This window comes from Levilactobacillus tujiorum (assembly GCF_012641185.1).
Taxonomy (GTDB): domain Bacteria; phylum Bacillota; class Bacilli; order Lactobacillales; family Lactobacillaceae; genus Levilactobacillus; species Levilactobacillus tujiorum.
Window position 1 is genome coordinate 106,463 of sequence record NZ_JAAXLK010000003.1, and the last position, 26,686, is coordinate 133,148.

21 protein-coding genes are annotated in these 26,686 nt (G+C 50.9%); 19 read left to right on the plus strand and 2 right to left on the minus strand.

The annotated features are described in order from the left end of the window. Positions 1-44: 44 nt before the first annotated feature. Positions 45-374 (minus strand): hypothetical protein, encoded by a 330-nt coding sequence (locus tag HF569_RS02345; RefSeq protein WP_168849727.1) that lies wholly within the window; start codon positions 372-374, stop codon positions 45-47. Positions 375-726: 352 nt separating this feature from the next. Here HF569_RS02345 and gmk point away from each other — a divergent pair, with 352 nt between their 5' ends. The 11 genes from gmk to HF569_RS02400 all read left to right on the plus strand — a co-directional run bounded on the left by gmk (position 727) and on the right by HF569_RS02400 (position 13,361). Next, entirely contained in the window at positions 727-1,341 is a 615-nt protein-coding gene (gene gmk / locus HF569_RS02350; RefSeq protein ID WP_168849728.1) for a guanylate kinase, read from the plus strand. Between the two features lie 3 nt (positions 1,342-1,344). Beyond that, complete coding sequence (rpoZ, locus tag HF569_RS02355) at positions 1,345-1,560, plus strand: DNA-directed RNA polymerase subunit omega (protein WP_020089007.1); 216 nt, start codon at positions 1,345-1,347, stop codon at positions 1,558-1,560. A 107-nt stretch (positions 1,561-1,667) separates the two neighbouring features. Next, entirely contained in the window at positions 1,668-2,879 is a 1,212-nt protein-coding gene (coaBC, locus tag HF569_RS02360; RefSeq protein WP_168901172.1) for a bifunctional phosphopantothenoylcysteine decarboxylase/phosphopantothenate--cysteine ligase CoaBC, read from the plus strand. A gap of 10 nt (positions 2,880-2,889) precedes the next feature. Next, the gene (priA, locus tag HF569_RS02365) at positions 2,890-5,307 is read left to right on the plus strand and encodes a primosomal protein N' (protein WP_168901173.1); all 2,418 of its coding nucleotides are present in this window, start codon (positions 2,890-2,892) and stop codon (positions 5,305-5,307) included. Positions 5,308-5,917: 610 nt separating this feature from the next. Continuing rightward, positions 5,918-6,862 carry a methionyl-tRNA formyltransferase gene (gene fmt, locus HF569_RS02370; protein WP_168901174.1) on the plus strand — a complete coding sequence of 315 codons (945 nt, stop codon included), beginning with the start codon at positions 5,918-5,920 and terminating at the stop codon, positions 6,860-6,862. Then, entirely contained in the window at positions 6,862-8,205 is a 1,344-nt protein-coding gene (gene rsmB / locus HF569_RS02375) for a 16S rRNA (cytosine(967)-C(5))-methyltransferase RsmB (protein ID WP_168901175.1), read from the plus strand. Before fmt ends, rsmB begins: the two co-directional genes overlap by 1 nt. Before the next feature lie 12 nt (positions 8,206-8,217). After that, positions 8,218-8,961, plus strand: a complete 744-nt coding sequence (locus tag HF569_RS02380) for a Stp1/IreP family PP2C-type Ser/Thr phosphatase (RefSeq protein ID WP_168849733.1) — start codon at positions 8,218-8,220, stop codon at positions 8,959-8,961. Continuing rightward, complete coding sequence (gene pknB, locus HF569_RS02385; RefSeq protein WP_168901176.1) at positions 8,961-10,994, plus strand: Stk1 family PASTA domain-containing Ser/Thr kinase; 2,034 nt, start codon at positions 8,961-8,963, stop codon at positions 10,992-10,994. The genes HF569_RS02380 and pknB overlap by 1 nt, the downstream gene beginning before the upstream one ends. Before the next feature lie 127 nt (positions 10,995-11,121). After that, positions 11,122-12,018 carry a ribosome small subunit-dependent GTPase A gene (rsgA, locus tag HF569_RS02390; protein WP_168849735.1) on the plus strand — a complete coding sequence of 299 codons (897 nt, stop codon included), beginning with the start codon at positions 11,122-11,124 and terminating at the stop codon, positions 12,016-12,018. Positions 12,019-12,030: 12 nt separating this feature from the next. After that, positions 12,031-12,684: a ribulose-phosphate 3-epimerase gene (rpe, locus tag HF569_RS02395; protein ID WP_168849736.1), complete on the plus strand. Its 654-nt coding sequence runs from the start codon at positions 12,031-12,033 to the stop codon at positions 12,682-12,684. Continuing rightward, a complete protein-coding gene (locus HF569_RS02400; protein WP_168849737.1) occupies positions 12,684-13,361 on the plus strand; it encodes a thiamine diphosphokinase in 678 nt (225 codons plus the stop codon). Before rpe ends, HF569_RS02400 begins: the two co-directional genes overlap by 1 nt. 635 nt (positions 13,362-13,996) lie before the next feature. Here the strand turns inward: HF569_RS02400 and rpmB are convergent. Beyond that, positions 13,997-14,182, minus strand: coding sequence for a 50S ribosomal protein L28 (rpmB, locus tag HF569_RS02405; protein ID WP_125575175.1), 186 nt, complete (start codon positions 14,180-14,182; stop codon positions 13,997-13,999). A gap of 240 nt (positions 14,183-14,422) precedes the next feature. Here rpmB and HF569_RS02410 point away from each other — a divergent pair, with 240 nt between their 5' ends. The 8 genes from HF569_RS02410 to ftsY all read left to right on the plus strand — a co-directional run bounded on the left by HF569_RS02410 (position 14,423) and on the right by ftsY (position 26,053). Beyond that, entirely contained in the window at positions 14,423-14,785 is a 363-nt protein-coding gene (locus tag HF569_RS02410; protein ID WP_020088996.1) for an Asp23/Gls24 family envelope stress response protein, read from the plus strand. Between the two features lie 32 nt (positions 14,786-14,817). After that, the gene (locus HF569_RS02415) at positions 14,818-16,506 is read left to right on the plus strand and encodes a DAK2 domain-containing protein (protein ID WP_168901177.1); all 1,689 of its coding nucleotides are present in this window, start codon (positions 14,818-14,820) and stop codon (positions 16,504-16,506) included. Between the two features lie 243 nt (positions 16,507-16,749). Then, entirely contained in the window at positions 16,750-18,783 is a 2,034-nt protein-coding gene (gene recG, locus HF569_RS02420; RefSeq protein WP_168901178.1) for an ATP-dependent DNA helicase RecG, read from the plus strand. A gap of 14 nt (positions 18,784-18,797) precedes the next feature. After that, positions 18,798-19,832 carry a phosphate acyltransferase PlsX gene (plsX, locus tag HF569_RS02425; RefSeq protein ID WP_168901179.1) on the plus strand — a complete coding sequence of 345 codons (1,035 nt, stop codon included), beginning with the start codon at positions 18,798-18,800 and terminating at the stop codon, positions 19,830-19,832. Positions 19,833-19,919: 87 nt separating this feature from the next. Next, positions 19,920-20,171 (plus strand): acyl carrier protein, encoded by a 252-nt coding sequence (gene acpP, locus HF569_RS02430; protein WP_168849741.1) that lies wholly within the window; start codon positions 19,920-19,922, stop codon positions 20,169-20,171. Positions 20,172-20,282: 111 nt separating this feature from the next. Next, positions 20,283-20,978 (plus strand): ribonuclease III, encoded by a 696-nt coding sequence (rnc, locus tag HF569_RS02435; protein WP_168849742.1) that lies wholly within the window; start codon positions 20,283-20,285, stop codon positions 20,976-20,978. Between the two features lie 12 nt (positions 20,979-20,990). Further along, positions 20,991-24,545 carry a chromosome segregation protein SMC gene (smc, locus tag HF569_RS02440; protein ID WP_168901180.1) on the plus strand — a complete coding sequence of 1,185 codons (3,555 nt, stop codon included), beginning with the start codon at positions 20,991-20,993 and terminating at the stop codon, positions 24,543-24,545. Beyond that, the gene (ftsY, locus tag HF569_RS02445) at positions 24,545-26,053 is read left to right on the plus strand and encodes a signal recognition particle-docking protein FtsY (protein ID WP_168901181.1); all 1,509 of its coding nucleotides are present in this window, start codon (positions 24,545-24,547) and stop codon (positions 26,051-26,053) included. The genes smc and ftsY overlap by 1 nt, the downstream gene beginning before the upstream one ends. The last annotated feature ends 633 nt before the right edge of the window (positions 26,054-26,686 follow it).

The following is a 26,686-nucleotide window of genomic DNA, read 5'->3' on the forward strand; positions in this document are numbered from 1 at the left end:
AGTGTGACTACGGATAAGTCTAGTATTAGTGTATTTTTAGTAGCCTAATGGGCGCGTTGAATTGAACGTAAGAGTCTGCGACTGACGATGGTGGTTAACGCGTGGCTTTGCTTTAAAATGAGGTGACCAGCGGCGTCTTCTTTCAGGGTGCCCACGACCGTTGCGGGAGCAGCAGTCGGTGCACTCTTGAATTGCAGACGAACTAGGTAATGCCGGTCAAGCGCCTGTTGAATGAAGTAAGTTAATTGAAAGTCGGGCATTTGCGGATAAACAACTTGGCCGTCAATGACTGGCAAGTCACTAAAGAGTTCTTTGTACGCCGTTGCTACCCGATCAGACAGGGCAGTTGTGCCATTCGTAATTAAGTTTTGCATGCTGATCACCTCGAACATTTGTTTGTATTTATATTATACGAACGCGTGTTTGATTTTGCAAGCCTTTTTTCTGATCGAGCTAAATTAATTTGAGGATTGTATACCCAGAACGAATGAGCCAAGAACTAGTTCAGATGGAAGACGATCATGGGACCGACTAATTCAGGAGGGCGATTCAGTGAATTTGCTGGAATTTTTCGCTCTTTTCGATGTTAAAGGGAAGTATTTCTTCTTAAATAGTGGTAATATAGTAACCTATATAGCTGAAGTCAAAGATGCTTGACTTTAAACGACACGGTGCCCGCGGGTAACGGTGTCATAATTAAATTTTTATTGAAGGGATTTTTAAACGATGGCTAAACGTGGAATGCTCATTGTGCTTTCAGGTCCATCCGGTGTTGGTAAGGGAACAGTGCGCAAAGCGTTGTTTGATACCGGAGAAACCGACTTTTCCTATTCCATTTCGATGACAACGCGGAAACCGCGTGAAGGTGAAGTGAACGGGGTCGATTATTACTTTGTCTCCAAGGAAGAATTTGAGGAGAATATTCGGACGGGCCAGATGCTCGAATACGCCAAGTATGTTGACAACTACTATGGCACCCCGTTAAAATATGTTAATGAGACCTTAGATCAAGGCAAAGATGTCTTCTTGGAAATTGAAGTTAATGGTGCAATGCAGGTGCGGGCTAATTGTCCGGACGCTGTGTTCGTCTTCTTGACGCCGCCAGACTTGATGGAATTGAAGCACCGTTTGATTGGTCGCGGCACTGACGCCATGGATGTCATTAACAAGCGAATCAAGAAGGCTGTTGGTGAAATTCAGATGATGCGCAACTACGATTACGCAGTGGTCAACGATGAAGTTTCTAAGGCGGTTGATCGCATTCAAATGATTATTCGCAGTGAACGGTTACGGGTAACTCGGGTGATGCCGGATTACGAACAAATGATTGGAGACGAATAAATAATGCTACTTTATCCCTCAGTTGATGATTTATTAGCACAAGTGGATTCACGGTATTCTTTGATTATGTTAGCTAGCAAGCGGGCCCATGAATTGGACGCCGGTGCTAAGCCACTTTTGACGGATTACAAGTCCCCTAAGACGATTGGCCGGGCGCTTGAAGAAATTGCAGCCGGTGCTTTAATGATCGATCCGGACGAAAAAGATTTGAACGCCTAACACGGGCATTTCAGAAAAAGACCAGGTTGCCGTTGGGTAATCTGGCTTTTTTTATCAGTAACGGGACATCAAGTTGAGTTGACATGACCCCGGGATGGAGGAAAGCTATGTTTGAAGGAAAACATGTGACGTTGACGGTGAGCGGGAGTGTTGCGGCGTATAAAGCGGCGACGTTAGCCCGTGAGCTACAGCGTGCAGGCGCCGCGGTGCGGGTGATTTTAACGCGTGCAGCTACTAAATTTGTGACGCCCGCAACCTTTGCGGCATTGACGAAGCAACCGGTACTAACGGATGAGACGTGGTGGCGCAATGATGGTCAAATTGCCCACGTCGAATTGGCAGACTGGACGGATTTAGCCCTGGCTGCCCCTGCGTCCGCTAACCTAATGGCCCAGTTGGCCCAGGGACAAGCGGACGACGTGGCCAGTGCCACTTGGTTAGCCACGGCTGCGCCCAAAGTGGTGGTGCCAGCGATGAATAGTCATATGTGGCAGGCCGCAGCGACCCAACACAATCGGCAACAGTTATTAGCTGATGGTGTCGTGGTGCTTCAGCCGGCTACGGGGGCCCTTGCCGAAGGCTACTCGGGAACTGGTCGTTTCCCTGAACCCGCGGAAATCATGACGCAACTTCAACAATTGAGCATGTTTGCCCCGCAAATTCTGCAAGGTAAACACGTCATTGTGACCGCTGGAGGCACCCGCGAACGACTCGATCCCGTTCGCTTTTTGACGAATGATTCCTCTGGTAAAATGGGGTACGCCGTCGCAGCCGCAGCTCAGGCGGCCGGAGCCGATGTCACCTTGATTACGGCACCGACGCGGTTGACGCCGCCAGCAGGGGTAACCGTGGTTCCAATCCAAAGTACGACGGACTTAGCGGATGCCGTGTTAGCACGCTTCCCACAGGCGGACGCGTTGGTGATGGCAGCGGCCGTGGCGGACTTTCAACCGCTCACGGTGGCTGATCAGAAGATCAAGAAGACGGCGGATAACGATGAACTTATTCTGAAGCTGAAGAAGACCCCGGATATTTTAGCTGAGGTGGCTAAAATCAAAAAGTCAGAGCAGGTCACCGTTGGTTTTGCGGCTGAGACACAGAATCTACTCGCTAATGCCCGACAGAAATTGCAACGTAAGTCGTTGGATTTGTTGGCGGCCAACGATGTTTCTCAGGCGGGGATTGGGTTTGACAGCGATGACAATCAAGTGACGTTCATTCAGGCCGATGGGACGAGTGACCAGACGCCTAAGACTAGCAAACGAGTCATTGCCACGGCTTTGATTAAACGATTAGCAACTATTCTAGAAACAAAGTGAGGTGACTATCATGGCCCAAATTGGCCAAATCTTAGTTGATGTCCCGACAATGCAGACCAACGATCCTTATTCTTATGCCATTCCTGCTGAGTTAGAACATCAAGTACAAGTGGGGATGCGGGTCGTGGTTCCCTTTGGTCGCGGCCACCGGTTGGTCTCCGGTGTTGTGGTAGGGCTAAGCGACGTAACGAATTTTGACGGTCAGCTCAAACCAATTGAAACGGTGCTGGATCTCGCGCCCGTATTAAACTCGGAATTGCGGCAGTTAGCCGATTGGCTGGCGACGACCACTTATGCGTTTCGGATTACGTGTATTCAAACGATGCTGCCCAATCTATTGAAGACGCAACCCAAGCGTCAGGTTCAACCAACGGAAACGTTAACGCCTGCTGAAATGGCGACTTATTTTCCGGAAGGCGCGCCCCGAGATTTTGACACCTCTAAGCTGGATGCCACGACGTTAGCAGGCTTGTTGAAGCTGCAACGAGCGGGCAAGGTTGAAGTGGTGTATGACGTTAAAAATAAGGCGGCAGCCAAGACGACAACGGGCATTACACCGGCGCTTACGCCGGCTAAGCTACGCGAGATTGCCGCAACGGTTAGCAAGCGGGCGCCCAAGCAAGCGCTCCTCTTGACCTACTTGGCGCAAATGACGGGGGACAGCGCCCAAGCACAGACGGTCGTGGCGAAACGAGCGGGGGTGACGCCCGCTGTCATCGCAACGGCTGCCGATAAGGGCTGGCTGAAGAAGTCAACGTTAGAAGTTTATCGTGATCCCTTCCACCAGCCCGTCAAGCCCAGTCAGCCGCTAGAATTAAACGCGGAACAGCAGACGGCAGTGACGGCCATTACCCAGGCAATTGACGCACAACACGCGCAAAATTTCTTAGTGGAAGGTGTGACAGGAAGTGGCAAGACGGAAGTCTACCTGCAAAGCATCGCCCAGGCGCTTCAGCAGGGGCGTACAGCCCTCATGCTGGTTCCGGAAATTGCGCTGACACCACAGATGGTCAACCGCGTTAAGGCACGGTTCGGTCAGCGAGTGGCGGTGCTACACAGTGGCCTCTCCAAGGGGGAACAGTATGATGAGTGGCGCCGCATTGATCGTGGGGAAGCCACGGTGGTGGTTGGAGCACGTTCGGCGGTTTTCGCTCCCGTTGAAAATTTAGGCATCATTATCATGGACGAGGAACATGAGAGTAGTTACAAGCAGGATGAGAATCCTCGCTACCATGCCCGCGATGTCGCCCTGTGGCGCGGAAAATATCATCACTGCCCCGTAGTTTTGGGGAGTGCCACCCCATCTTTAGAGACTCGTGCGCGGGCGGCTAAGGGCTTATACACGCGGTTAGTTTTGTCTAAGCGCGCTAAGGCCCAGCCGATGCCCACGGTTCACGTGGTGGACATGCGAGAACAGTTGAAGCAACAGGGTGACAGTGATTTTTCAGAGCCCTTGATGACCGCCATCAAGGAGCGGTTGGACCGCCATGAACAGGTGGTATTGATGTTGAACCGTCGCGGATACTCTTCCTTTGTGATGTGCCGGGATTGTGGCTTCGTGCTGAAATGTCCTAATTGTGATATTTCGCTGACGCTCCACATGGATAGCCATAGTATGAAGTGCCATTATTGTGGTCACGAAGAACCCATTCCTCACGTTTGCCCTAACTGTCATAGTCGAAAAATTCGCTACTACGGCACGGGAACCCAGAAGGTCCAGCAGGCACTGGAAAAATTGCTGCCAACTGCTAAAATTTTGCGGATGGATGTGGATTCAACCCGGCGTAAGGGCGCCCATGAGCGAATTTTGCGGCAGTTCGGACAACACCGGGCAGATATCTTGCTAGGGACACAGATGATTGCCAAAGGCTTGGATTTTCCGAACGTCACGTTGGTCGGCGTGTTGAATGCCGATACCGCGCTGGGATTACCGGACTTTCGCGCGAGTGAGCGGACCTTCCAGCTACTGACGCAGGTCAGTGGGCGTGCGGGTCGGGCGACGAAACCGGGAGAAGTCTTTATTCAAACGTTCAATCCGGATCACTACGCGATTCAATTGGCGCAGCATCAAGATTATGAGCGGTTCTTTGTCACGGAAATGCATATTCGGCATCAGGGCAACTACCCACCGTATTATTTTGCCGTTCAGTTAACGGCTAGTCACGAAGAAGAGGCGGTTGCCGCTAAAGCCATGTATCAGATTGTGGCGGCCTTAAAGCAGGGATTAAGCCCGGCGGCAATTATTCTGGGTCCTACGCCTAAAGCTATCGCGCGAGTGAAGCGCAAGTATTACTACCAAGTGGTGGTGAAGTACAAGCAAGAGCCACAGCTCCGACCGGTCTTGGAGCAGATTCGCCAGGCTGCCCAGATTCCGGCCCGCCACGGCCTCTCGGTGACGATTGATTCCGAGCCGATGAACTTTATGTAACTCGACTAAGGGTTGAAACTTAAAAGTTCTGTAAGGGCCGTGGTAGCACGCTTGAATGATTGAGAAATAAACAACATAGATGATTCCTGTCGCCTTACCGTTCGCCAAATTTGAGCTGGAACGCTGTGGGCAGGACGGCTAGAGCCATGAAGCGGTCTCTAGCCTCGTTTTGAGCCGAAAGAACACGTCACAAAGTCGCCATTTACCAAGAGAACCACTTGGTAAATCCCACGGCTGAGCTCAAATTTGGCTCACTTACGGCTATGTGGTTGTTATCAGCTACTATTGCCTAAATGCTGACGTGCTGAGTGTTTAGCCCACTTTTCAGACGACAGTCCTTGTCGATCAAGCGTTGGCAAAGTTTATAGTCCTTTCAACCTTTAGGAAATCAATAAAAAAATCGCCTAAATGTCCAAAGGTGATAGGGATTGGGCGCCCAATCTGCTATGATTGGGATAGTATGAATGAGTACGAGTAGCGGCTTAGTCTGGCAGATGAACTTTTGCACAGTGTTCAAGCATAGTTGACTAAAACGACTGGTAATGCCTGCAGTTATGTAACGGTCAATTTATCAATAAGAGAAATTAAAAACAAGAAAGTATGGTGTACGATGACTTCAGTAATTTTTATGGGCACGCCTAAATTTTCGGCGCCCATTTTGAGTAGTTTAATTGAGCGGGGGTACGACGTTTTAGCTGTCGTGACGCAACCCGATCGACGGGTGGGACGTAAGCACGTGTTGACGGCATCCCCCGTAAAAGAGGTTGCGGTGGCTCACAACATCGAGGTGCTACAGCCGCAGAAGATTTCAGGCAGCGAAGAAATGGCACGGGCCATCGAGCTGGCACCGGATCTGATTGTAACGGCTGCCTTCGGCCAATTTCTGCCGACCAAATTATTGAAGGCCGCTAAGGTGGCTGCGGTCAACGTTCACGCGTCACTATTGCCTAAGTACCGCGGCGGGGCACCCGTTCACTATGCCATTATGAATGGCGATAAGGAAACCGGCGTCTCCATTATGTTCATGGAAAAGAAGATGGATGCCGGGGCCGTGTTGGCACAACGGGCAATTCCTATCACGGACCAAGACGATGTGGGCACGATGTTTGATAAATTAAGCATCGTGGGCCGTGATTTACTGCTGGAAACTTTGCCGAAGTTGTTGGCGGGTGAGATTACGCCAGTCCCGCAAGACGAGTCACAGGTGACCTTTTCACCGACGATCAAGTCCGAGGAAGAACGGATCGACTTGAACCTGAGTGCCCATTTAATTGACTGCAAGGTTCGGGCGTTACGGCCTGCGCCGATTGCTCATATTTACTTGAACGGGGTGCGGACCAAGCTCTGGGACGTTACCGTCTTGGACGCAACCACTGACTTACAACCGGGCGCTTTGGTCAGCCATGATAAGCACCACTTGGCGATTGCGACCGGAGAACATGGGGTGTTGAGCCTTAATGAAATTCAACCGGCCGGGAAACCCAAGTTGACGATTACAGACTTCTTGAACGGCACGAGTGACGCACTGACAATTGGTGAACAGGTGGCTAAATAATGACAAAAAATACAACACCTCGGGCTTTAGCCGTTGAAGCATTGACGCGCGTAGCTAATGGGGCATATTCAAATTTACAATTGGAACAGACCTTGGAGAGCCACAATTTAAGTGATGTGGATCGGCGGTTCGTTACCAACTTGGTGTACGGCACGATTCAACATCAATTGACCTTGGAATACTATCTGGCTGAGTTTGTAAAGTCTAACCAGAAGGTGTTGCCATGGGTTAAGATGACGCTATTAGTGGCGTTATACCAAGAACTTTACTTAGACCGCGTGCCAAAGCGGGCCATCTTCAATGAAGCGATTCAACTGGCTAAGGATCGGGGCCACGAGGGGATTCGGCGTTTCGTGACTGGGGTACTCCACGCGATGGATCGACAAGGCTTGCCAGACATTAGTCAGATCAAGGACCCCGTCCAACGGTTGAGTCTCCAATACTCCGTACCAGAATGGTTGGTTAAGGCGATTCAAAAGCAAGTTGGGGCAGAACGTGCGGTCAGCATTCTAGAGACCATTAACCAACCCGCAGCACAGTCCGTGCGGGTGAATACGGCAGTGGCGACGGTTGAATCGGTCCAACAATCCCTTGAGGATCAAGGCTATACGGTGACCCCTAGTGTGGTTGCGGGGAATGCCTTTCGTTTGGACGACAAGGCAGCCAACCAAAGCAATGTCTTTGAAACGGGTGAGCTGACCATTCAAGATGAGAGTGCAATGTTGCCGGTGGAAGCTTTGCAGGTTCGACCAGGTGATCAAGTCTTAGATGCTTGTGCGGCGCCTGGGGGTAAGACCACTCAGATTGCAGCCTTACTGGATGCCCATTCGGGTGGCAAAGTGACGGCACTAGACTTGCATCCAAAGAAAGTTAATCTGATCGAAAAAAATGTGGAACGGTTGCAAGTGGCCGATCGCGTCGACGCTGAGGCCTTAGACGCCCGCAAGATTAACGATCGTTTCCCTAAGAAGCAGTTCGATCGTATCTTAGTGGATGCACCTTGTTCTGGCTTAGGCTTAATCCGGCGTAAACCGGAGATTCGCTATGAAAAGACGCCACAGGATATTCAACAGTTACAACGGGTACAGTTGGACATCTTGGATGCAGTGAGTGAAAAATTAAAGCCAAATGGTATTTTGGTCTACAGTACCTGCACGATTCTGGACACCGAGAACGCCGATGTCGCAGCTAAATTCTTGGCTGACCATCCGGACTTTGAATCAATGCGGGTAGAGACGCAGTTAAACGTTAAGGATGATCGCACCACGGATACGTTAGCAATCTATCCGGATGATTTTGATTCAGATGGTTTCTTCGTGAGTGCCTTTCGTAAGAAAAAATAGGGGTGACGGGCAATGAAAGTGGCATACCGAACGTCAATTGGCAAGCAACGCCAAGATAATGAAGATTACGTGGATGTTTTCACGAATTTAGCGGGCCAACACCTGGCCATTATCGCGGATGGAATTGGTGGCCATCAGGGGGGCGACGTGGCGAGTGCCATGGCGGTTTCTCACTTGGGCCATGAGTTCGAGCAGACCAGTTTGACGACTCCGGCGGCTGCGCGCACCTGGATTACGGGTGAGATCACGGCGGAGAATCAATCCATCATTGATAAGTCCAATCAGTTCGCTGACCTTAACGGGATGGGTACCACGCTGGTAGCGGCGCTGTACTTTACCGATGAAGTGGTGATTGCCAGCATCGGCGATTCGCGGGCGTATCTGTTACGAGACGGCCATTTTCGGCAGTTAACGGAAGACCATTCCTTGGTGAACGAACTTGTCAAACGTGGCGAGATCAGTAAACAAGCGGCCCGTCATCATCCACAAAAGAATGTGATCATTCGTTCTTTAGGAATTTCGTCCGACGCTCATTTTGATTTGAACACGTACCCATTAGTGATTGGGGACCAGTTATTGTTGTGTACGGATGGTCTCACCAATATGGTGACGGATGAGGATATTCAACGGGTGCTGCTCAGCAAGCGAACGGTTAATGAAAAATGTGACCGGCTGGTTGAAATGGCCAATGCTGCCGGTGGACTAGACAACATTACGGTTTTAATCATCGCCAACCTTGACGGGGAGGTGAGCTGATGCGCGCGGGTTATACGCTAAACGGCCGTTACCGCATTGTTCGCGCTCTGGGCGAGGGCGGAATGGCTAACGTTTATTTAGCACACGATTTGATTTTAGATCGGGACGTCTCGGTCAAACTCCTCCGATTGGATTTGCGAGATGATCCGGGCACCGTCCGTCGGTTCCAGCGAGAGGCATTGGCGGCTACGGAATTGGTGGACGACAATATCGTCCAGGTCTATGATGTCGGTGAAGAGAATGGCATGCAGTACTTGGTGATGGAGTACGTCGAAGGTACCGATTTGAAGGCGTACATTAAGCGGCATTTTCCAATCGCGTACCAAGAAGTTATTCAAATCATGGAACAGATCTTAAACGCGGTGAAGACGGCGCACGAGCATAACATTATTCATCGGGATCTGAAGCCCCAGAATATCTTAATTGATGAGCATCAGGTCGCTAAGATTACCGATTTCGGGATTGCCGTGGCTTTGTCGGAACATAGTCTGACGCAGACGAATACGGTGTTAGGTTCGGTTCACTATCTGTCGCCTGAACAAGCGCGTGGCGGTATGGCAACGAAGCAGTCGGATATTTATTCGCTGGGGATTATTCTCTATGAGATGCTGACCGGGACGGTTCCCTTTGAGGGGGAAACAGCCGTTTCGATTGCGTTGAAACACTTCCAGTCGGAAATTCCTTCCGTGCGGGATATTGATCCACGGATTCCGCAAGCCTTGGAAAATGTGGTGTTAAAGGCAACTGCCAAACGCCCCGCCGATCGGTATACCGATGTGGCGAGCATGGCAGATGATTTGCGCACGTCGCTTTCGCCTAAGCGGGCGGGGGAAGTGCGCTTCACGCCGGCACAAGACGATGATGGTGAGACGAAGGTTCTACCGGTCAGTGCGTTGAATACCACGCCGGTGCCGCATGCGATTGCGAAGCCGGTTGGTGAACAGGATCAGGCTACTCAGGATGAGTCACAGTCAGCGGATCAGCCAGATACGGGTAAGAAGAAACGTAAGAAGTATCGCCACCCACGTCGCCGCAAGTTCCTCATCGCAGGGGGGATTATCCTCTTAATCTTCCTCGGCATCATCATTGGCGTGGCCCTCTTTCGGCCGCAGATGACTAATGTTCCCGATGTGATTGGGGATAAAGAGTCGGTGGCGCGCAGTGCACTGGTCACGGCCAAGTTGAAGGTAGGAACCGTCCACAAGACCGCGAGTGACAAAGTTAAAATTCACCGGGTTGTGCGGACGGAACCGCGTTCGGGAACGCAGCTGAAGCAAAAGAGTGTCGTTGATTTGTGGATTAGCACGGGACCTAAGCGGTACAAACTGGCCAATTATCAAGGCGATGCTTACGCTAGCACGGCGGCCAAACTCGAGGCGTTAGGCTTCACCGTTCACCGTGAGTCCGTTCATTCGACGAGTGTGCCGGCTGGACGGATCATGCAGCAGAGTCTAGCGGCGGGACGTAACGTGGTCCCTAGCAAGACGGATCTGACGTTTACGGTGTCGACGGGGTCAGAAACGGTGACGTTGGCTGATCTGACCAATAAGACGAAGAGCCAGGCGCAGAGCTATGCGACGAATCATAATCTGAATTTGGCCTTCCAATATGCCTATTCGAATGACGTTGCCAAGGGTCGCGTGATCCGGCAATCGCCAGGTGAGGGCGCAGTTGTTCACGAAGGAGACGAGATCACCTTAACCATGTCGCGCGGTGATCGTAGTGAAAGCAGCTCGAGTGTGGATGAATTCAGTGTGGACGTCAAGATTCCGTTCGATAGCGGCTCTACCGACGATCAGAGCACGGATGATGACAGCTCTAGCAGCAGTTCCTCCAGTAGCGACAGTAATTTAGTTCAGATCTACTTGAAGGACCAAGATCACTCGTTAAGCTCGATTTACAAACAGATGACGATTACGGACGATACAACGGTTACGTTGCCGTTTACGGTCACATCGGGTAAATCTGGGGCTTATAAAGTGGTTCGTGATGGTCACGTCATTGCTTCTGACAATCACGTCACGAAAAATTAGTGAAAAAACCTGCATTTATAGCTCAGTTCTTTTATAATGATAAAGGACTGAGTTTTTTGGTACTTAGTGGCGCCCACCCCGTGAATATGGAGCGGGCGTGAGCGAACCAAGATAAGGGAGGTGCTGCATGTCAGAAGGACAAATTCGCCAGTCATTGAGCGGTTTTTACGACGTTTTCAGTGATGGCGAGCTCTACCGGACGCGTGCTCGGGGAAATTTCCGGAAACGGCGAATCACCCCGCTGGTAGGCGACCGGGTACAGTTTGAAAGCTCAACGTTAAAAGAAGGCTACATTTTAGAAATTTTACCGCGAGATAATGCGTTAACCCGTCCCCCAGTGGCCAACGTTGACCAAGGCGTCGTTGTGACGGCGGTGGCGTCACCTGAGTTTTCTACGAATTTGTTGGATCGTCAGTTAATTGCGCTGGAAGTGAGCCACATTACGCCGGTGATCTACTTCACCAAAACGGATTTAATTTCTGATGAACGTTATCAGGAATTTGAAACCTTGGCGGCGGGCTACCGGCAGATTGGTTACGATGTATGCTTAACCCGCGAACCGTTTGCGCAGAGTGGTTTGGATGATCTGCGGAAGTTATTAGCGAATAAGGTCACCGTGATCATGGGGCAAACGGGGGCTGGCAAGTCGACCTTGCTCAATCACATCTCACCGGACCTCACGCTAGCGACCGGCGAGATTTCGACGGCTTTGAATCGCGGGCGGCATACGACGCGGAAAGTGAGTCTCATGCCAGTGGCTGACGGTTTGGTGGCCGACACCCCAGGATTTTCATCCTACGACACGTTGACGATTGATTATCGCGAGTTGGGGCAATACTTTCCTGAGTTTGCACTAGCTTCTCGCGACTGTCGTTTCCGCGGCTGCGTCCACGTCAACGAGCCTGGTTGTGCAGTCAAAGCAGGGATTGCTGCCGGTGATTTTATGCAAAGTCGCTACGACAATTACTTGTTATTACTCACGTTGTTAAAGAATCAAAAACCTATTTATAATAAAAAGAAATGAGGAAGAGATTTTATGATTAAAGTAGCGCCATCAATTTTAAGTGCAGATTACGTCAATTTACAACCTGACATTGAAAAGGTCGACAAGGCCGGTGCCGAAGTCTTACACATCGACATTATGGATGGTAACTTCGTGCCAGCTTTATCGTACGGTCCAGGTTGGGTGAAGGCAATTCGGCCAATCACCAAGATGGTATTAGACGTGCACATGATGGTTCAAAACCCAGAACGGTACGTTGATGACTTTGCTAAGGCTGGTGCCGATATTATTGGTGTGCACGTTGAAGCAACGCCACACATTCACCGGGCTTTACAAATGATTCAAAATGCGGGGGTTACTCCAGAAGTTGTCATCAACCCTGGGACTCCGGTTTCTGCTATCGAACCCGTCTTAGACATGGTTGGTCAAGTCCTCGTGATGACGGTTAACCCTGGCTTTGGTGGTCAGAAGTTCTTGCATAGTACGGTTGAAAAAATTGCGCAACTCGATGCCATTAAGAAGGCTAAGGGTTACGACTTTGACATTGAAGTTGACGGTGGGGTTAACGACAAGACGGTCGTTGACTGTGCCAACGCTGGGGCAACGGTTGCCGTAGCTGGGTCGTATGTTTTCAACGCCGATGACCCGGTTGAACGCATCAATGCCTTGAAAGCAGCGACGAAATAGTGCCACGGGGCGGAACGTTCAATCTCCTCGTGGGTGGGCCCAAGGCCGAATGGCCGGACGACCTGCGTTCACGGAAAATTGACGGCTCCTGGATTGGCGTTGATCGGGGGACGTTACGGTTAATCGATCACAATATTCAGCCGGTAGCGGCGATTGGCGACTTTGATTCACTCCAAGCACCTGAATTACAACGGGTGCGGCGGAATGTCAAAGATATTCGTCAGTCACAACCGGAGAAGGATTTTACGGATACGCAACTCGCGGTATCTGTGGCGCTGAATGACTATGGTGCCGATAAAATCGACATTTATGGTGCGACGGGTGGTCGGTTAGATCATTTCTTAGCTAATCTGTTTATCGTGCTCCAACCGGAGTATAAGCGGTATGCAGACCGTATTCGGTTAATTGATAAGCAAAATACGATTTCATTTTATTTGCCGGGGCATTATCAGATTACGAAGGAACCAGATAAAAATTATCTGGCCTTCATTCCGCTAACGCCAATTGATCATTTGAGCCTCATTAATGAAAAATACCAACTCCATAACGAGCCAATTCCGTACCCAATTTCTTTTGCCAGCAACGAGTTTGTCGGGGACACCGGCGAATTTCAGTTTGACACAGGGTTACTCTGCGTTATTCAAAGTTGCGATACCTATGAAGCGCGTCACGAGTAGTGAAAACAGCTCAGCGCAGAGGTTGATCATAAACAAGTTAATAAAAATCGCCACGGATCAATTATTTAACGATCCGTGGCGATTTTTGAAATTATTGATAAAAAATTCACACCGCTAAATTAGGTTGAATTTGCCGCACTCCGGCTGCCAGGGATTCCGTCTGCTGTGGGGACGCTTCAGACTGGAAGATCACCAGTCTTCTCGCTCGATTTGAAGCCGCGAAAAAGCTGCGTCTCCAAAGTCGCCCGTGCTATAAGCTGGCTAAAAACGCCAGCTAACAGCACTTTCACGGCTGACTCCATCCCTGGCCTCCTCCGGCTCTGATTGCGTTCTATCTTAAAAGTACAGTTATTCTGGTTCAATTGATCACCGGCCGTGACTGTCGATATCTCTGTTGTCTATTGAATGCTATGTTAAGTCGGGAGGTCGACAGCTGGAGGCTTAGACCGTGTTGCTCACGTAGACTCAGCTGAGTTATCCGGAGACAACTCAGCTACCTTTAATCAGAGGCGGAGGTACCGCCGATCCAAGAACAACTTCTCAAGCCGCAGACGGAAGCCACTGACCGCACGAAAAAACGAGGGGCACAGGCGAACCTGTACTCCTCGTTTCTTCGTTTAACCGTGTCCGTATAACTAGACGCGGGTTACCTTACCTGATTTCAAAGTCCGAGCAGAAACCCAAACCTTCTTCGGCTTACCGTCCACTAAGATGCGAACCTTCTGTAAGTTCGGCTTCCAAGCGCGACGACTTGAATTCAAAGCGTGAGAACGCTTGTTACCGAAGCGCGTCCGCTTGCCGTTGATAAAATCCTTTGCCATGGCGTAAACCCTCCTTTGTTGATTCATTCATTACTTTTTTAAAAAGCAGTGCTTTTTGCTCACCTGACTAATTTACCATACTCTTTTACGGAACGCAACGTTTTCTTTCAAGGAAATCTACTTGACACCTATTTCCCCTTGTCGCGAGCTTTTCAGACTTCAGATTTCTATTTTTGCCGTGGTTGTGGTAAGATTAATTTCTGTTAAGATTGTATACTCAGAAATAAGGAGGCTATTTCCATGGCCGTAAAGATTAAGACTCAGTACGGAACAATTGATATTACAAATGAAGTGATTGCGACCGTAGTTGGGGGTGCCGCGACTGATAATTATGGTGTCGTGGGCATGGCAAGTAAAAATCAGATTCGTGATAATGTAAATGATATCTTACGGCGGGAGAACTATGCCCGCGGAGTGGTCGTACGCCAGGAAGAAAACGGCGTGGCGATTGATGTTTACGTCATCGTAAGCTACGGGACCAAGATTTCTGAAGTGTCACGGAATGTTCAATCTAAAGTCAAATATAACCTAGAAACGATGTTGGGCGTTACTGCAAACTCCGTCAACGTCATTGTTCAAGGGGTGCGGGTGTTGGCTGATTAGCCAGACGTACTGAAATCAAGGAGGATACTTAGTTGAAAGTAACAGAAATTACTAATCTTGAGTTTGGTAAGATGGTCCAAGCCGCATCGCAAAAGCTAAACCAGAATGCCGATTTTATTAATTCATTAAATGTTTTCCCGGTTCCAGATGGAGACACGGGAACTAACATGAGCTTGTCCCTACAGAGTGGGGCCAAGTACGAACGTGACGCCGATACTGAAGCAGTGGGTGCATTAGCCACGGCTTTAGCTAAGGGACTACTGATGGGGGCCCGGGGAAACTCTGGCGTGATTTTATCCCAGATTTTCCGGGGTTTCTCACGCAAGTTAGCCGACAAGCAAACTTTGACGGCGCAAGACCTGGCCGATGGGTTCGCTGCTGGTGCTGAGACGGCTTATAAGGCCGTCATGAAGCCCACCGAAGGAACAATCCTAACGGTGGTCCGTGAGGGGGCTCAGGCTGGTTTAAACACGGCTAAGAAGTCCGACGACATCTTAGCTGTCATGGATGCAGTCTACGAAGCCGCCAAGGCCGCCTTAGCCACTACGCCCGACCTATTGCCTGTGTTAAAGCAGGTCGGTGTGGTTGACTCTGGTGGTCAAGGGCTGACCTTTGTTCTCGAAGCATTCAATGATTCATTGAATGGCCGGGTAGCTGAGGAAGGCGACTACAAGCCGGATGATGCGGAAATGGACGAAATGATCGATGCTGCCCACCACCAAAGCGTGCAGGGTAAGCTTGATCCAGCTAGCATCAAGTACGGTTACTGTACCGAAATTATGGTGCGCATTGGTCGTGGCAAGCAAGTTCAACATGACTTCGACTACGACACGTTCTACAAGTATTTGGCTGACTTAGGAGACTCTCTGTTGGTCGTGAATGATGATGAAATCGTCAAAGTTCACGTCCACACGGAGCATCCAGGTAAGGTCATTGCTTGGGGCCAAGAGTTTGGTGATTTAGCCAAGGTCAAAGTGGATAACATGCGGATGCAACAAGAAACCATCATGGAACATGATGAAGAAACTGCGGACGCCACCCCAGCTGCTCAAGAAGAAGCGCCAGCCGATACGGCAATCATCGCGATTGCCGCCGGTGATGGGTTAGCTACGCTCTTTAAGAGCCTAGGCGTAACGCACGTGGTCAATGGTGGTCAGACGATGAATCCAAGTACCCAAGATATCGTCGATGCCATTAACGGCAGTCAAGCTAAGCGCGTAATCGTTCTGCCAAACAACAAGAACATCTTCCTTGCAGCGGAACAGGCGGCTAAGGTAGCGGATATTCCGGCGGTCATCGTACATTCCACGACGGTTTCTCAAGGAATGACCGCCATGCTGGGATACAATCCAGATGCCGATCTTGATGACAATCAAGCAGCGATGGAAGAAAACTTGGCGGCGGTTAAGAGTGGCCAAGTCACCCACGCCATTCGGGACACCGAACTTGATGGATTTGACATCAAGGAAGGCAACTTCATGGGCATTGTCGATGGCACCATTAAGGTAACCGATGCGGATCTGCTTAAGACGGCGGTCGCAACGGTCAAGGCCATGCTTGATGATGAGAGTGAAATTGTGACGATTATTTATGGGACGGACACGACTGAAGAAGTTGCCGATCAACTTCAATCAGCGGTGGAAGACTTAGATGATGAATTAGAAACGGAAGTTCATAATGGGGGCCAACCGGTCTACCCATTCTTGATTTCTGTTGAATAATAGTGCAATCAAAAGGGGTCCAGGACGTTTGTCCCGGTCCTCTTTCGCTTTTTCTACGTGACGACTTTCGCACGGACGCCAGAAAGCGTAAAATTAATAAGGTTAAACGGTTATTTAAGTCAGGCACCAGGTCAGAACGGACAACTTTTGTGGCCATCTAAGGGCAATCGGTTCGGTCAGTTTTAGGTAAGACGGTGAAGCTTGAATGAACCGTCATCACATGAAATGAGGGAGGAATGGGACATGGTAAGTCTAAACGACGCGGTTAGTGAGCTTGCTGGCGTTGGGCCTAAGCGGGCTCAGGCGCTGAAATCATTAGATATTGAAAACGTCAATGACCTGTTGACCTACTTCCCGTTTCGTTACGAGGACCTGCAAGCTAAGCAGCCGGCGGAACTCACGGATCAGGCGAAGGTCACATTGAAGGGGACGGTCGCGGCGGCACCCGTGATCTCGCGCTTCGGTCGGCGGAAAACCCGCTTGAACTTTCGCCTATTGCTCGATGAACATACCATTATCCCGGTCACTTTTTTTAACCAGCCGTGGTTGAAGGATAAACTGGAGGTTGGGGCTGAATTGGCCGTGTATGGTCGCTTTGACGCTAAACGGCAGAGCCTGGCGGGGATGAAGATTATCGCGAGTGCAGATGGCGGCATGGGGTCAATCTATCCCGCCAATAAGGAAGTTCGTCAGGGGACGATTCAGAAACTGGTGGAGAGTGCCTACGCGACGTATGCGCCCGTAATTGTAGATTTGATCCCAGAACCCTTGCGAGAACAATACCGGTTGCTGCACCGCCGGCAGATGATTCACGACATGCACTTCCCAGCTGGAGACGCCGCAGCGAAGGCTGCCCGGCGTACGGCGAAGTTTGAAGAGTTCTACCTCTTTGAGACCCGCTTACAGATCGTCCGGCAGCAGGATCATACACTGAACGGTCAAGCGTTGGCCTATGATCTGGCAAAGTTGAAGGCGTTTATCGCAGCATTACCGTACGAGCTGACGCAGGCACAGAAGCGGGTGGTCAATGAGATCTGTTTTGATTTGAAGCGGCCCGTGCACATGAACCGTTTGCTCCAGGGGGATGTTGGGAGCGGTAAAACGGTAGTGGCCGCAATCGCGATGTATGCGGCGATTACGGCGGGAGCCCAAGCCGCATTAATGGCGCCAACGGAAATCTTGGCGGAGCAACACGCGAATAATTTGGCAAAACTGTTCGCGGACTTTCCCGTTAATGTGGCGCTACTGACGGGAGCGACTAAGCCGGCCGCCCGACAGACACTGCTACCACAGATTGCCAATGGTACGGTGAACTTGATCGTAGGGACCCACGCCTTGATTCAACCGGAAGTGGCCTACCACGATCTGGGGTTAGCGGTCGTTGACGAACAACATCGCTTTGGGGTTAATCAACGGCAGGCGCTGCGAGAAAAGGGACGGCAACCGGACGTCTTGGCGATGACCGCCACCCCCATTCCCCGGACACTCGCCATTACAGCGTACGGTGAAATGGATGTTTCGGTCATTAACGAATTGCCGGCCGGGCGCCAACCGATTAAGACAACGTGGATTCGCAGCAATCAAGTGGATGCCACACTGCGTCAGGTGAAAGCCGAGTTGAGTAGTGGCTCACAGGCCTACGTCGTCACGCCACTGATTGAAGAGTCGGAAGCCGTCGACATGAAGAATGCCGAGGCGATTTACGCCCGCTTCAAAGAAGAGTTTGAGCCAACTTATAAGGTGGGCCTGCTGCACGGTCGGATGAAAAATGACGAAAAGAATGCCGTCATGGACGCGTTTAAGGCGAATGAATTTCAAGTGTTGGTGGCAACGACCGTGATTGAAGTCGGGGTCGATGTGCCCAACGCCACGGTCATGCTGATTTATGACGCCGACCACTTTGGGCTTGCCCAACTCCATCAGCTGCGCGGTCGGGTTGGCCGGGGTCAGAAGGCGTCGGCATGTATTTTAATCGCTGATCCGAAGAATGAGTTAGCCGTAGAACGGATGACGACCATGACCAGTACGAACGATGGCTTCGTGTTATCGCAAAAGGATTTGGAATTACGCGGCCCAGGTGATATTCTGGGTAAAAAGCAGTCAGGGGTTCCGGACTTCAAAGTCGGCGATCCGGTCGCTGATTTGAACATTTTGAGTGTCGCGCAACAAGCGGCAAAAGAGACCGTGGCTACACCCGACTGGGCCGAGCAAGATGACAATCTAGCGCTGGCTGCGTTTCTCAGTACCACGGCTCATCAGAACACAACCATGGATTAAAAAGGAGACGAACTATGAAAATTGCCGTTGACGCAATGGGTGGCGACTATGCGCCCACAGAGATTATCAAGGGAGTGGAACAAGCTCGCGATGCCTACTCTGATGTAGAATTTTTAGTATATGGTCAGGAAGAACAGGTCAAACCGTTGATTCAAGATAGCACGCGGATCACGTTGATGCCAGCCGCTGAAGTGATCACCATGGAGGATGAACCGGTACGTGCGATTCGCCGTAAGAAGCAATCGAGCATCGTGCTGGCAGCCACGGCCGTTAAGGAAGGCCAAGCCGATGCGTTCTTCTCTGCAGGGAACTCGGGTGCGGTCTTAGCCGCTGGGTTATTGATCGTTGGTCGGATCAAGGGGATTGATCGCCCCGGTCTGACCACGACCTTGCCCGTCTTACGGAAGCCTGATCAATCCAGCTTTGTGATGCTGGATGTGGGGGCCAATGCGGACACGAAGCCTTTCAATGTGGTTCAGTACGCCGTCATGGGTCAGTATTACGCACAGTCCATCATGCAGGTCAAGCAACCACGGATCGGCCTACTGAATAACGGAACGGAAGCAGATAAGGGCGATATGGCGCACCAGGCCATTTATCAAGCGCTGGCGAGCGTGGATAGTTTGAACTTCATTGGTAACGTCGAATCACGTGAATTGCTCAATGGGGCCGCCGATGTGGTGGTTACCGATGGATTTACGGGGAACGCCACGTTGAAGGCCATCGAGGGCACGGCGCTATCGATGTTGAAGCTCATTAAGGGTGAAATCATGAGTGGTGGCTTAGGCGGTAAGATTGGGGCTAGCATGTTGAAGCCCGTCTTCAAGAATGTGCAGCAAGCTATGGATTATTCCCAATACGGTGGTGCTGTGCTGTTGGGCTTGAAGGCACCGGTTGTGAAGACGCATGGGTCCAGTAAAGCCCCGACGGTTAAGAATACGATCGGTCAGATTCGGGAATTAATTACCACTAAGAGTGCCGACCAGTTAGTCACGTACTTTGCGGATCACACGGATGAGATGGCTGCTTTAAAGGAATCATTGAAGTAAGCGTCGTTGTGGGGTCACTAATTTGCTAGACAAGGCTTGCCAAAACGGTTAGACTACTTATTGAATACTGTGAGTGAGGGATTAGATATGACAAGAACTGAAATTTTCGACAAGATTGCGGATATTATTGCCGACCGGTTTGAAACGGATCGGGATCAGATTAATGAGCAGTTAAACTTCAAAAAGGATTTGGATGCTGACTCCATTGATTTCGTGGAATTTGTCTTGGAATTAGAAGATACTTTTAACGCTGAGATTTCTGATGAAGATGCTGAAAAATTGACGACGATCGGTGAAGTGGTTGACTACGTAGTCGCCCACCAAGGCGATGCCAAATAAGTATTGAGCGAGTCCGGGCCGCATTCTTTGTCCCGGGCTTTTTCAATCAGAAGCAGGATTATCTGTGAGTTGTGAGGAATTAGTGGATTACTAGAAATGAGGGATTAGCGCGTGATTGCGGGATTAAATCAGGAATTAAAAGATAATTTTAATATTCATTTTAAAGATCAATCACTGTTGGACGAGGCGTTTACGCAAGCCTCCTATGTCAACGAGCACCCCAATCAGGGCCTCAAGTTTTATGAACGGATTGAGTTCTTAGGGGATGCCGTGATGCAGTTGGTCGTCTCCAATTATATTTTCCGGCGGTATCCTAAAATGCCACAGGGACGGTTGACGCGGCTGCGGGCGGCCATGGTTAACGAACAAAGTTTTGCCAGTTTTGCGCGTGAGTGTCACTTTGACCAGTATATTCGATTGGGTCGGGGTGAAGAGAAGGCGCAAGCCCGGCAACGTGATTCGCTGCTCTGCGATATCTTTGAATCGTTTATTGGGGCACTATACATGGATCAAGGGCTAGATCAGGTGGTTAAATTCGTGACGACGGTCGTCTTCCCTAAGCTGGATGAAGGCCGCTTCGATGAGTTCTTTGATCATAAGACGGAGCTACAAGAATTGGTTCAGAAGAACGGTTCCGTCAATATTGATTACCGCTTGTTAGACGAAGAGGGTCCCGACAATGATCGGGCCTTCGAAGTTGCCGTCTACGTTGATGGCAAGAAATTGGGTGAGGGCCACGGCCACTCGAAGAAGCACGCGGAGCAGAATGCAGCGCGCCACGCCCTGGAGAATTTGAAGACAGAGTAGGGATGACTAACGATGCGGTTAAAGACATTAGAAATTAGCGGGTTCAAGTCCTTCGCGGATAAAACCCGAATTGACTTTTTGCCGGGAATGACCGGCATCGTCGGCCCAAACGGAAGTGGTAAGAGTAATATTTCTGAAGCGGTTCGTTGGGTTTTGGGGGAACAATCAGCGAAGAGTTTACGGGGTAGTAAGATGCCCGACGTGATCTTTGCGGGATCAGCGGATCGGCACCCGTTAAATCGGGCCGCCGTTTCGATTACCTTAGATAATAGTGATCATTATCTAAAGAGTGACTATACAGAATTGACGATTAGTCGGATCCTGTATCGTTCGGGGGATAGCGACTATCAATTGAACGGGCAGAGTTGCCGGTTGCGGGACATTACGGAGCTCTTGATGGATTCGGGGATGGGGCAAGATTCCTTCTCGATTATTTCACAGGGGCGGGTAGAGGCCATTTTCAACAGCAAGCCGGAGGATCGGCGTAACATTGTTGAAGAGGTTGCGGGCGTCTACAAGTACCGTAAGCACAAAGAAAAAGCGCAGCGTGAGTTAGAAGAAACGATGACCTATCTGCACCGAGTAGAAGACATCGTGGCTGAGCTGGAAGGCCGACTGGAGCCGCTGGAAGAACAGAGCAGTCTGGCTGAGGATTATTTGGATCAGCAGAAGAAATTTGCGCTGTTGGAGAAGACACAGTTGGTGCGGCAGTTACACACGGAGCTCACGCAGAAGACATCGGCCGATGAGCTCGTGCAAACCAAGCAACAGCAGGTGACCGATCATCAAGCTGCGGAACGGCAGCAAACGGCGACCGTGCAACAACTTAAGCAGCAACAGACGGATTTGTTAGCCCAAAAGGACGATTTACAGGCTAAGTTGGTAACGGCTACGCGTCAGGTGGAACAGTGTCAGGGCCAGGTGAATTTGTCTGGTGAACAGCAACGGCACCAGGATGAACAGCGGCAAACGGCTCAGGATCAGCTTAAACAATTGCAGACTGATCTGCAGACTAACCGTAAGCAGCTGGTTACAACCGAAGAAAGTCTCGCGACGTTAGCCACGGCTTTACAGACGGCAAAACATGATATTCATGACTTGGTTAAAGCGACTGATCCGGCGACGGTTACGGCGTTGCGTGAGCAGCTAGAAAAATTACGCACGACGTATTTTGATCAGAAACAAGCGGTAGCCAATTGGCGTAATCAGCGTCAATATATTCAGCAGAATCAAGAGCGCCTGCTACAACAGGGCGAACGCGTCGCCCGGCAGATCAAGGATTTGCAGGCGGCGGAACGGGATGCCCAGGCGAAGGTCACGGTAGCAACTGCGGCGGCGACAAAGCATAAAGCAACCTTGAACGAGGCTGAACAGGCGTTGGACCAAGAAGCGGGGCACTATCAGCAAGAGCAACAGGCCTATCGCCAGTTACAGCACAATTGGCAGGCAGCGCTGGAAGTTTATCAGCGCGCACAGACCAAGGCAGCCAGTCAGCAGGCCGCTTCGGCTGAGTATGGTGGCTTCTACCAAGGTGTGCGTGCCGTTTTGAAAGACCGGCAGCAGTTTCCGGGCCTTCTGGGGGCCGTTTCCGAGCTGTTGGATGTGCCGAAGCGCTACACCACAGCGGTGGAGTATGCGCTCGGTGGTCAGTTACAACAGCTCGTGGTCGATAATGAGGCAACGGCTAAGGCGGCCGTCGGTTATTTACGGCAACGGCGGGCTGGACGCGCGACCTTTTTACCGTTGACGACGATTCGTGGTCGTCAGATTGACCGGACTACGCGTCAACACCTGCAAGCACTCACCGGCTTCTTAGGAATCGGGAGCGAGTTAGTCCAGGCAGACAGCCGGGTGCAAACGGTCCTACAGCATTTGCTGGGAACGACGATCTTTGCCGCCGACTTGGATGCCGCCGTCGCGATTAGTCAGCAGATTCAGCATCGCTATCGGGTGGTGAGTCTAGCCGGCGACGTGGTGAGTGCTAGCGGGGCGATCACTGGGGGTCAGACTCGGCAGAATCATACGAGTGTGTTACGGCAACAGCAAGATCTACAGGCACTGCAAGCTTCAATTGAGCAGATGAAACAGCAGCTACAGGAACAAGAGACGAAGATTAAGGCCGCCCGTGAGACGATGCTAGCCAGTGAACAGCGGAGTCAGACGCTCCAAAGTAAGATTAATCAGTTGCAGCCACAGTGTCGGCAATTGGATGATGATTTGGCCAATGCACAAACGACGCTGGATCAGGCTAGTCGCCAAGTTCAGGCTGCACAGTTAGATATTGATCAGGCTAAGAATGCTGGCGATGACCAGCAGGATGCCCACTTGGCTGAACAGATTTTGACAGGTGAGAAGCAGATCACGAGTACTGAAGAACAGGTACGCGCGGTTCAGAAGCAGATTGAAACACTCACGGCGGAGCAAGCAACCAAGCAGGCACAGTTAACTGAAAGACAAACGTGGCAAGCGGGGGCTAAGGAACGGCAACAGCAACAGTGCGCCGTTTGCGCCGATTTAAAAGAACAAATTAAGTCTGCCCAACAGCAGATGGCCACGGTAACTGCGGATCTTAAACAATTGGATCAGCAAGAAGCATTGACCCCGGCGGCAGCGCAACAACAGTTGGAACAGGCCCAGGCGACTCGAGCCACGGTAGATCAAGAACTTAAGACTAGTGATGAGCACCTGACGACGGTCAATGACCAACTTGCAGCCGCTGAGACTGCCAATCGACGGACGAGTGGCTTGTTACAGTTAGCCAACGATGATTTGCAGCAGGCCCAGGTCAAGCAGACCCGGCTAGCCGCCTTGATTGATCAGCAGCAGAACCAATTGGCGGAAAAATATCACGTCAGTTTGGCTGGTGCCGAGCAGGAAGTGAGTGATCTGCCGGATAATGAGCTGGCCGTTCAACTTAAACTGCTGAAGCGGGGGCTAGACGAGATTGGTTCCGTCAATGTGAATGCTATCGCGGAGTACAAAGAGGTCCGGGAACGTTATGATTTCTTGACCAAGCAACGGGATGATCTGTTAACGGCGCGCGATCAACTGACGACGACCATGGATGAACTGGATGGTCAGGTCAAGACGCGCTTCAAACAGAGTTTTGATCAGATTGCCGCGAAGTTTTCCGCAACGTTCCGCCAGATGTTTGGCGGCGGGAAAGCGGAATTAGTGTTGACGGATCCCCACGACTTGCTGACGACAGGTATTGATATTATGGCACAGCCGCCGGGCAAGAAGTTCCAGAATATGGGCTTACTTTCCGGGGGTGAACGGGCGTTAACCGCCATTACGCTATTATTTGCAATTTTACAGGTACAACCCGTACCATTCTGTATTTTAGATGAAGTGGAAGCGGCGCTCGATCCGGCCAATGTGACCCGATTTGCCCGCTACATCCACCAGTTCCAGAATCAAACACAATTCATTGTCATCACGCACCGGCAGGAAACCATGGTACAAGCCGATATTCTTTATGGGGTGACAATGCAGGAGTCCGGCGTTTCTAAAATGGTCGCCGTTGATCTGGATCAAGAGACCACTCAGGAAAGGAAGCAATCCTAATGGGATTATTTGATATTTTTCGGCGTCGGGCCAAAAAAGAACCCGAGAGTGAAGCGCCACAAACACCAGCGCCTAGTAGCGCTACCGTAGAGCCGGCGAGTTCGGCTGCTTCGGAAAGTCCAGTGAGCGACGCCTCCACAAGTGCGGCGGCAAGCAGCGCTGCGGAAACGCCAGCACCAGATGCACCGGTCAGTGAAGCCAGCGCGACGTCTGCTTCAGCTGATGCGGAAACGACACCAGCCAGCGAGACTGCGCCTGACAGTTCAGCCGCTGAAGCTCCGGTGGAAGTTCCAGCTCCGTCAGCCGCAGAAGAGACGCCGCACAGTGCCGCGACCAAACAACCGACAAGCGCGGCATCCGTTGCCCCAGAGGTCGCCGACTCAGCTGTATCTGAGCCAGCAACTTCAGCAGCGACTACGGATGATACGGAGACACCAGCGAGTTCAGCCGCGACTTCAACAGCTGCGGAAACGGTGGCAGACAGTCAGGCCGAGCCAGAGCCGACAAGTGCTGCAGCGACCGACGAACACCCAGCAGCTGCGGATGAACAGCCGGTCAGCGATGAGCAATTGTACGATAAGGGACTGGAAAAAACGCGGCATACCTTTGGTGAACGGCTAAATGCGTTGCTGGCTAACTTCCGCCACGTTGACGAGAGTTTCTTTGACGATTTGGAAGAAACCTTGATTGGTGCCGACGTTGGTTTTGATATGGCGGTAAAGCTTAGCGATGAGCTACGTGACGAGGTCAAACTGCAAAACGCCAAGAAGTCCGCGGATGTTCAAAACGTGGTGGTCGAAAAGCTGGTTGAAATTTACGATGAGGCCGGTAACAATGAGAGCACGGCGTTAAACATGGCCAAGGAAGGTCCCACGGTCATCCTCTTCGTCGGGGTTAACGGTGTCGGCAAGACGACGACGATCGGGAAGATGGCGAACCGGTATCATCAGGCTGGAAAAAAGGTCTTATTGGCCGCAGCCGACACGTTTAGAGCCGGGGCGACCGAACAGTTAGATGTCTGGGCCAAACGCGCTGACGTGGATATTGTGACGGGTAAGCCGCAATCTGATCCCGCCGCCGTGGTCTTTGACGCTGTGCAAAAGGCCAAGCGCGAAGATTATGATATTCTATTCGTCGATACGGCCGGTCGTTTGCAAAACAAGGTTAACTTGATGAATGAGTTGGCTAAGATGAAGCGGATTATTACCCGTGAGATCCCAACGGCGCCGCATGAAGTGCTGCTGGTGCTAGATGCAACCACCGGGCAAAATGCGCTGACGCAGGCTAAGCTGTTCAAGGAGTCCACTGACGTCACGGGTATTGTGTTAACTAAGCTAGATGGAACGGCGCGTGGTGGGATTGTCTTAGCCATTCGCAATGAGCTACACGTTCCGGTGAAGTTTATTGGTTTAGGTGAACAGATTTCTGACTTGCGACCGTTCGATCCTAACGAATTTGTCTATGGCTTATTCAAAGGGTTGATTGACGTCAAGGCGTTGGAAAAATAAAGTCAAACTAGAGCTAGGTGAGCGTAATCGTGTGGTGCGGTTAGGCGAGTCTGGCTTTTTTAGTCTAGTAACCAAAGGTTGAAACTTAAAAAGGCTCTGTAAAGGCCTCGGCATTACGATTGAAAAATAGATAAACAGATAATTCCTGCCGCCTTGCCGTTCGCCAAATTTGAGCTGGAACGCTGTGGGGAGGGCGGCTAGAGCCATAGAACGGTCTCTAGCCTCGCTTTGACTCGAAGAACACGTGTCAAAGTCGTCATTTACCAAGAGAACCACTTGGTAAATCCCACGGCTGAGCTCAAATTTAGCTCACTCTCGGCTGCACAGATAATGTCATTTATATTTGCTAAGTGCGATGGTCCAAGCGATTGAACCAATTTGCTATCAAAGACTAACATAACCGGAGGAGGGCAGAGGTGGAGCCAGCTGTGTCGACGGTGTTAGCCGATTTTCGGCTTACAGCGTGGGACGTGTTTGAAGATCGGTGAAATTCCGAGCTTCAAACCGAGCCGGAGGACCGCTTCTCAGGCCGCAGGCGGTCCCCACAGCAGGCGGAATCTCTGCCAGCCGCAGGTGACGGGTTTAGACTACTTTTTAGACTAAAATCCTGGTCACTTCAGCGCTGGTAATGAT

Excerpts from the sequence above, each read along its gene's own strand:
- HF569_RS02345 (WP_168849727.1), bottom strand. The coding sequence starts at position 374 with ATGCAAAACTTAATTACGAATGGCACAACTGCCCTGTCTGATCGGGTA.
- gmk (WP_168849728.1), top strand. The coding sequence starts at position 727 with ATGGCTAAACGTGGAATGCTCATTGTGCTTTCAGGTCCATCCGGTGTT.
- rpoZ (WP_020089007.1), top strand. The coding sequence starts at position 1,345 with ATGCTACTTTATCCCTCAGTTGATGATTTATTAGCACAAGTGGATTCA.
- coaBC (WP_168901172.1), top strand. The coding sequence starts at position 1,668 with ATGTTTGAAGGAAAACATGTGACGTTGACGGTGAGCGGGAGTGTTGCG.
- priA (WP_168901173.1), top strand. The coding sequence starts at position 2,890 with ATGGCCCAAATTGGCCAAATCTTAGTTGATGTCCCGACAATGCAGACC.
- fmt (WP_168901174.1), top strand. The coding sequence starts at position 5,918 with ATGACTTCAGTAATTTTTATGGGCACGCCTAAATTTTCGGCGCCCATT.
- rsmB (WP_168901175.1), top strand. The coding sequence starts at position 6,862 with ATGACAAAAAATACAACACCTCGGGCTTTAGCCGTTGAAGCATTGACG.
- HF569_RS02380 (WP_168849733.1), top strand. The coding sequence starts at position 8,218 with ATGAAAGTGGCATACCGAACGTCAATTGGCAAGCAACGCCAAGATAAT.
- pknB (WP_168901176.1), top strand. The coding sequence starts at position 8,961 with ATGCGCGCGGGTTATACGCTAAACGGCCGTTACCGCATTGTTCGCGCT.
- rsgA (WP_168849735.1), top strand. The coding sequence starts at position 11,122 with ATGTCAGAAGGACAAATTCGCCAGTCATTGAGCGGTTTTTACGACGTT.
- rpe (WP_168849736.1), top strand. The coding sequence starts at position 12,031 with ATGATTAAAGTAGCGCCATCAATTTTAAGTGCAGATTACGTCAATTTA.
- rpmB (WP_125575175.1), bottom strand. The coding sequence starts at position 14,182 with ATGGCAAAGGATTTTATCAACGGCAAGCGGACGCGCTTCGGTAACAAG.
- HF569_RS02410 (WP_020088996.1), top strand. The coding sequence starts at position 14,423 with ATGGCCGTAAAGATTAAGACTCAGTACGGAACAATTGATATTACAAAT.
- recG (WP_168901178.1), top strand. The coding sequence starts at position 16,750 with ATGGTAAGTCTAAACGACGCGGTTAGTGAGCTTGCTGGCGTTGGGCCT.
- plsX (WP_168901179.1), top strand. The coding sequence starts at position 18,798 with ATGAAAATTGCCGTTGACGCAATGGGTGGCGACTATGCGCCCACAGAG.
- acpP (WP_168849741.1), top strand. The coding sequence starts at position 19,920 with ATGACAAGAACTGAAATTTTCGACAAGATTGCGGATATTATTGCCGAC.
- smc (WP_168901180.1), top strand. The coding sequence starts at position 20,991 with ATGCGGTTAAAGACATTAGAAATTAGCGGGTTCAAGTCCTTCGCGGAT.
- ftsY (WP_168901181.1), top strand. The coding sequence starts at position 24,545 with ATGGGATTATTTGATATTTTTCGGCGTCGGGCCAAAAAAGAACCCGAG.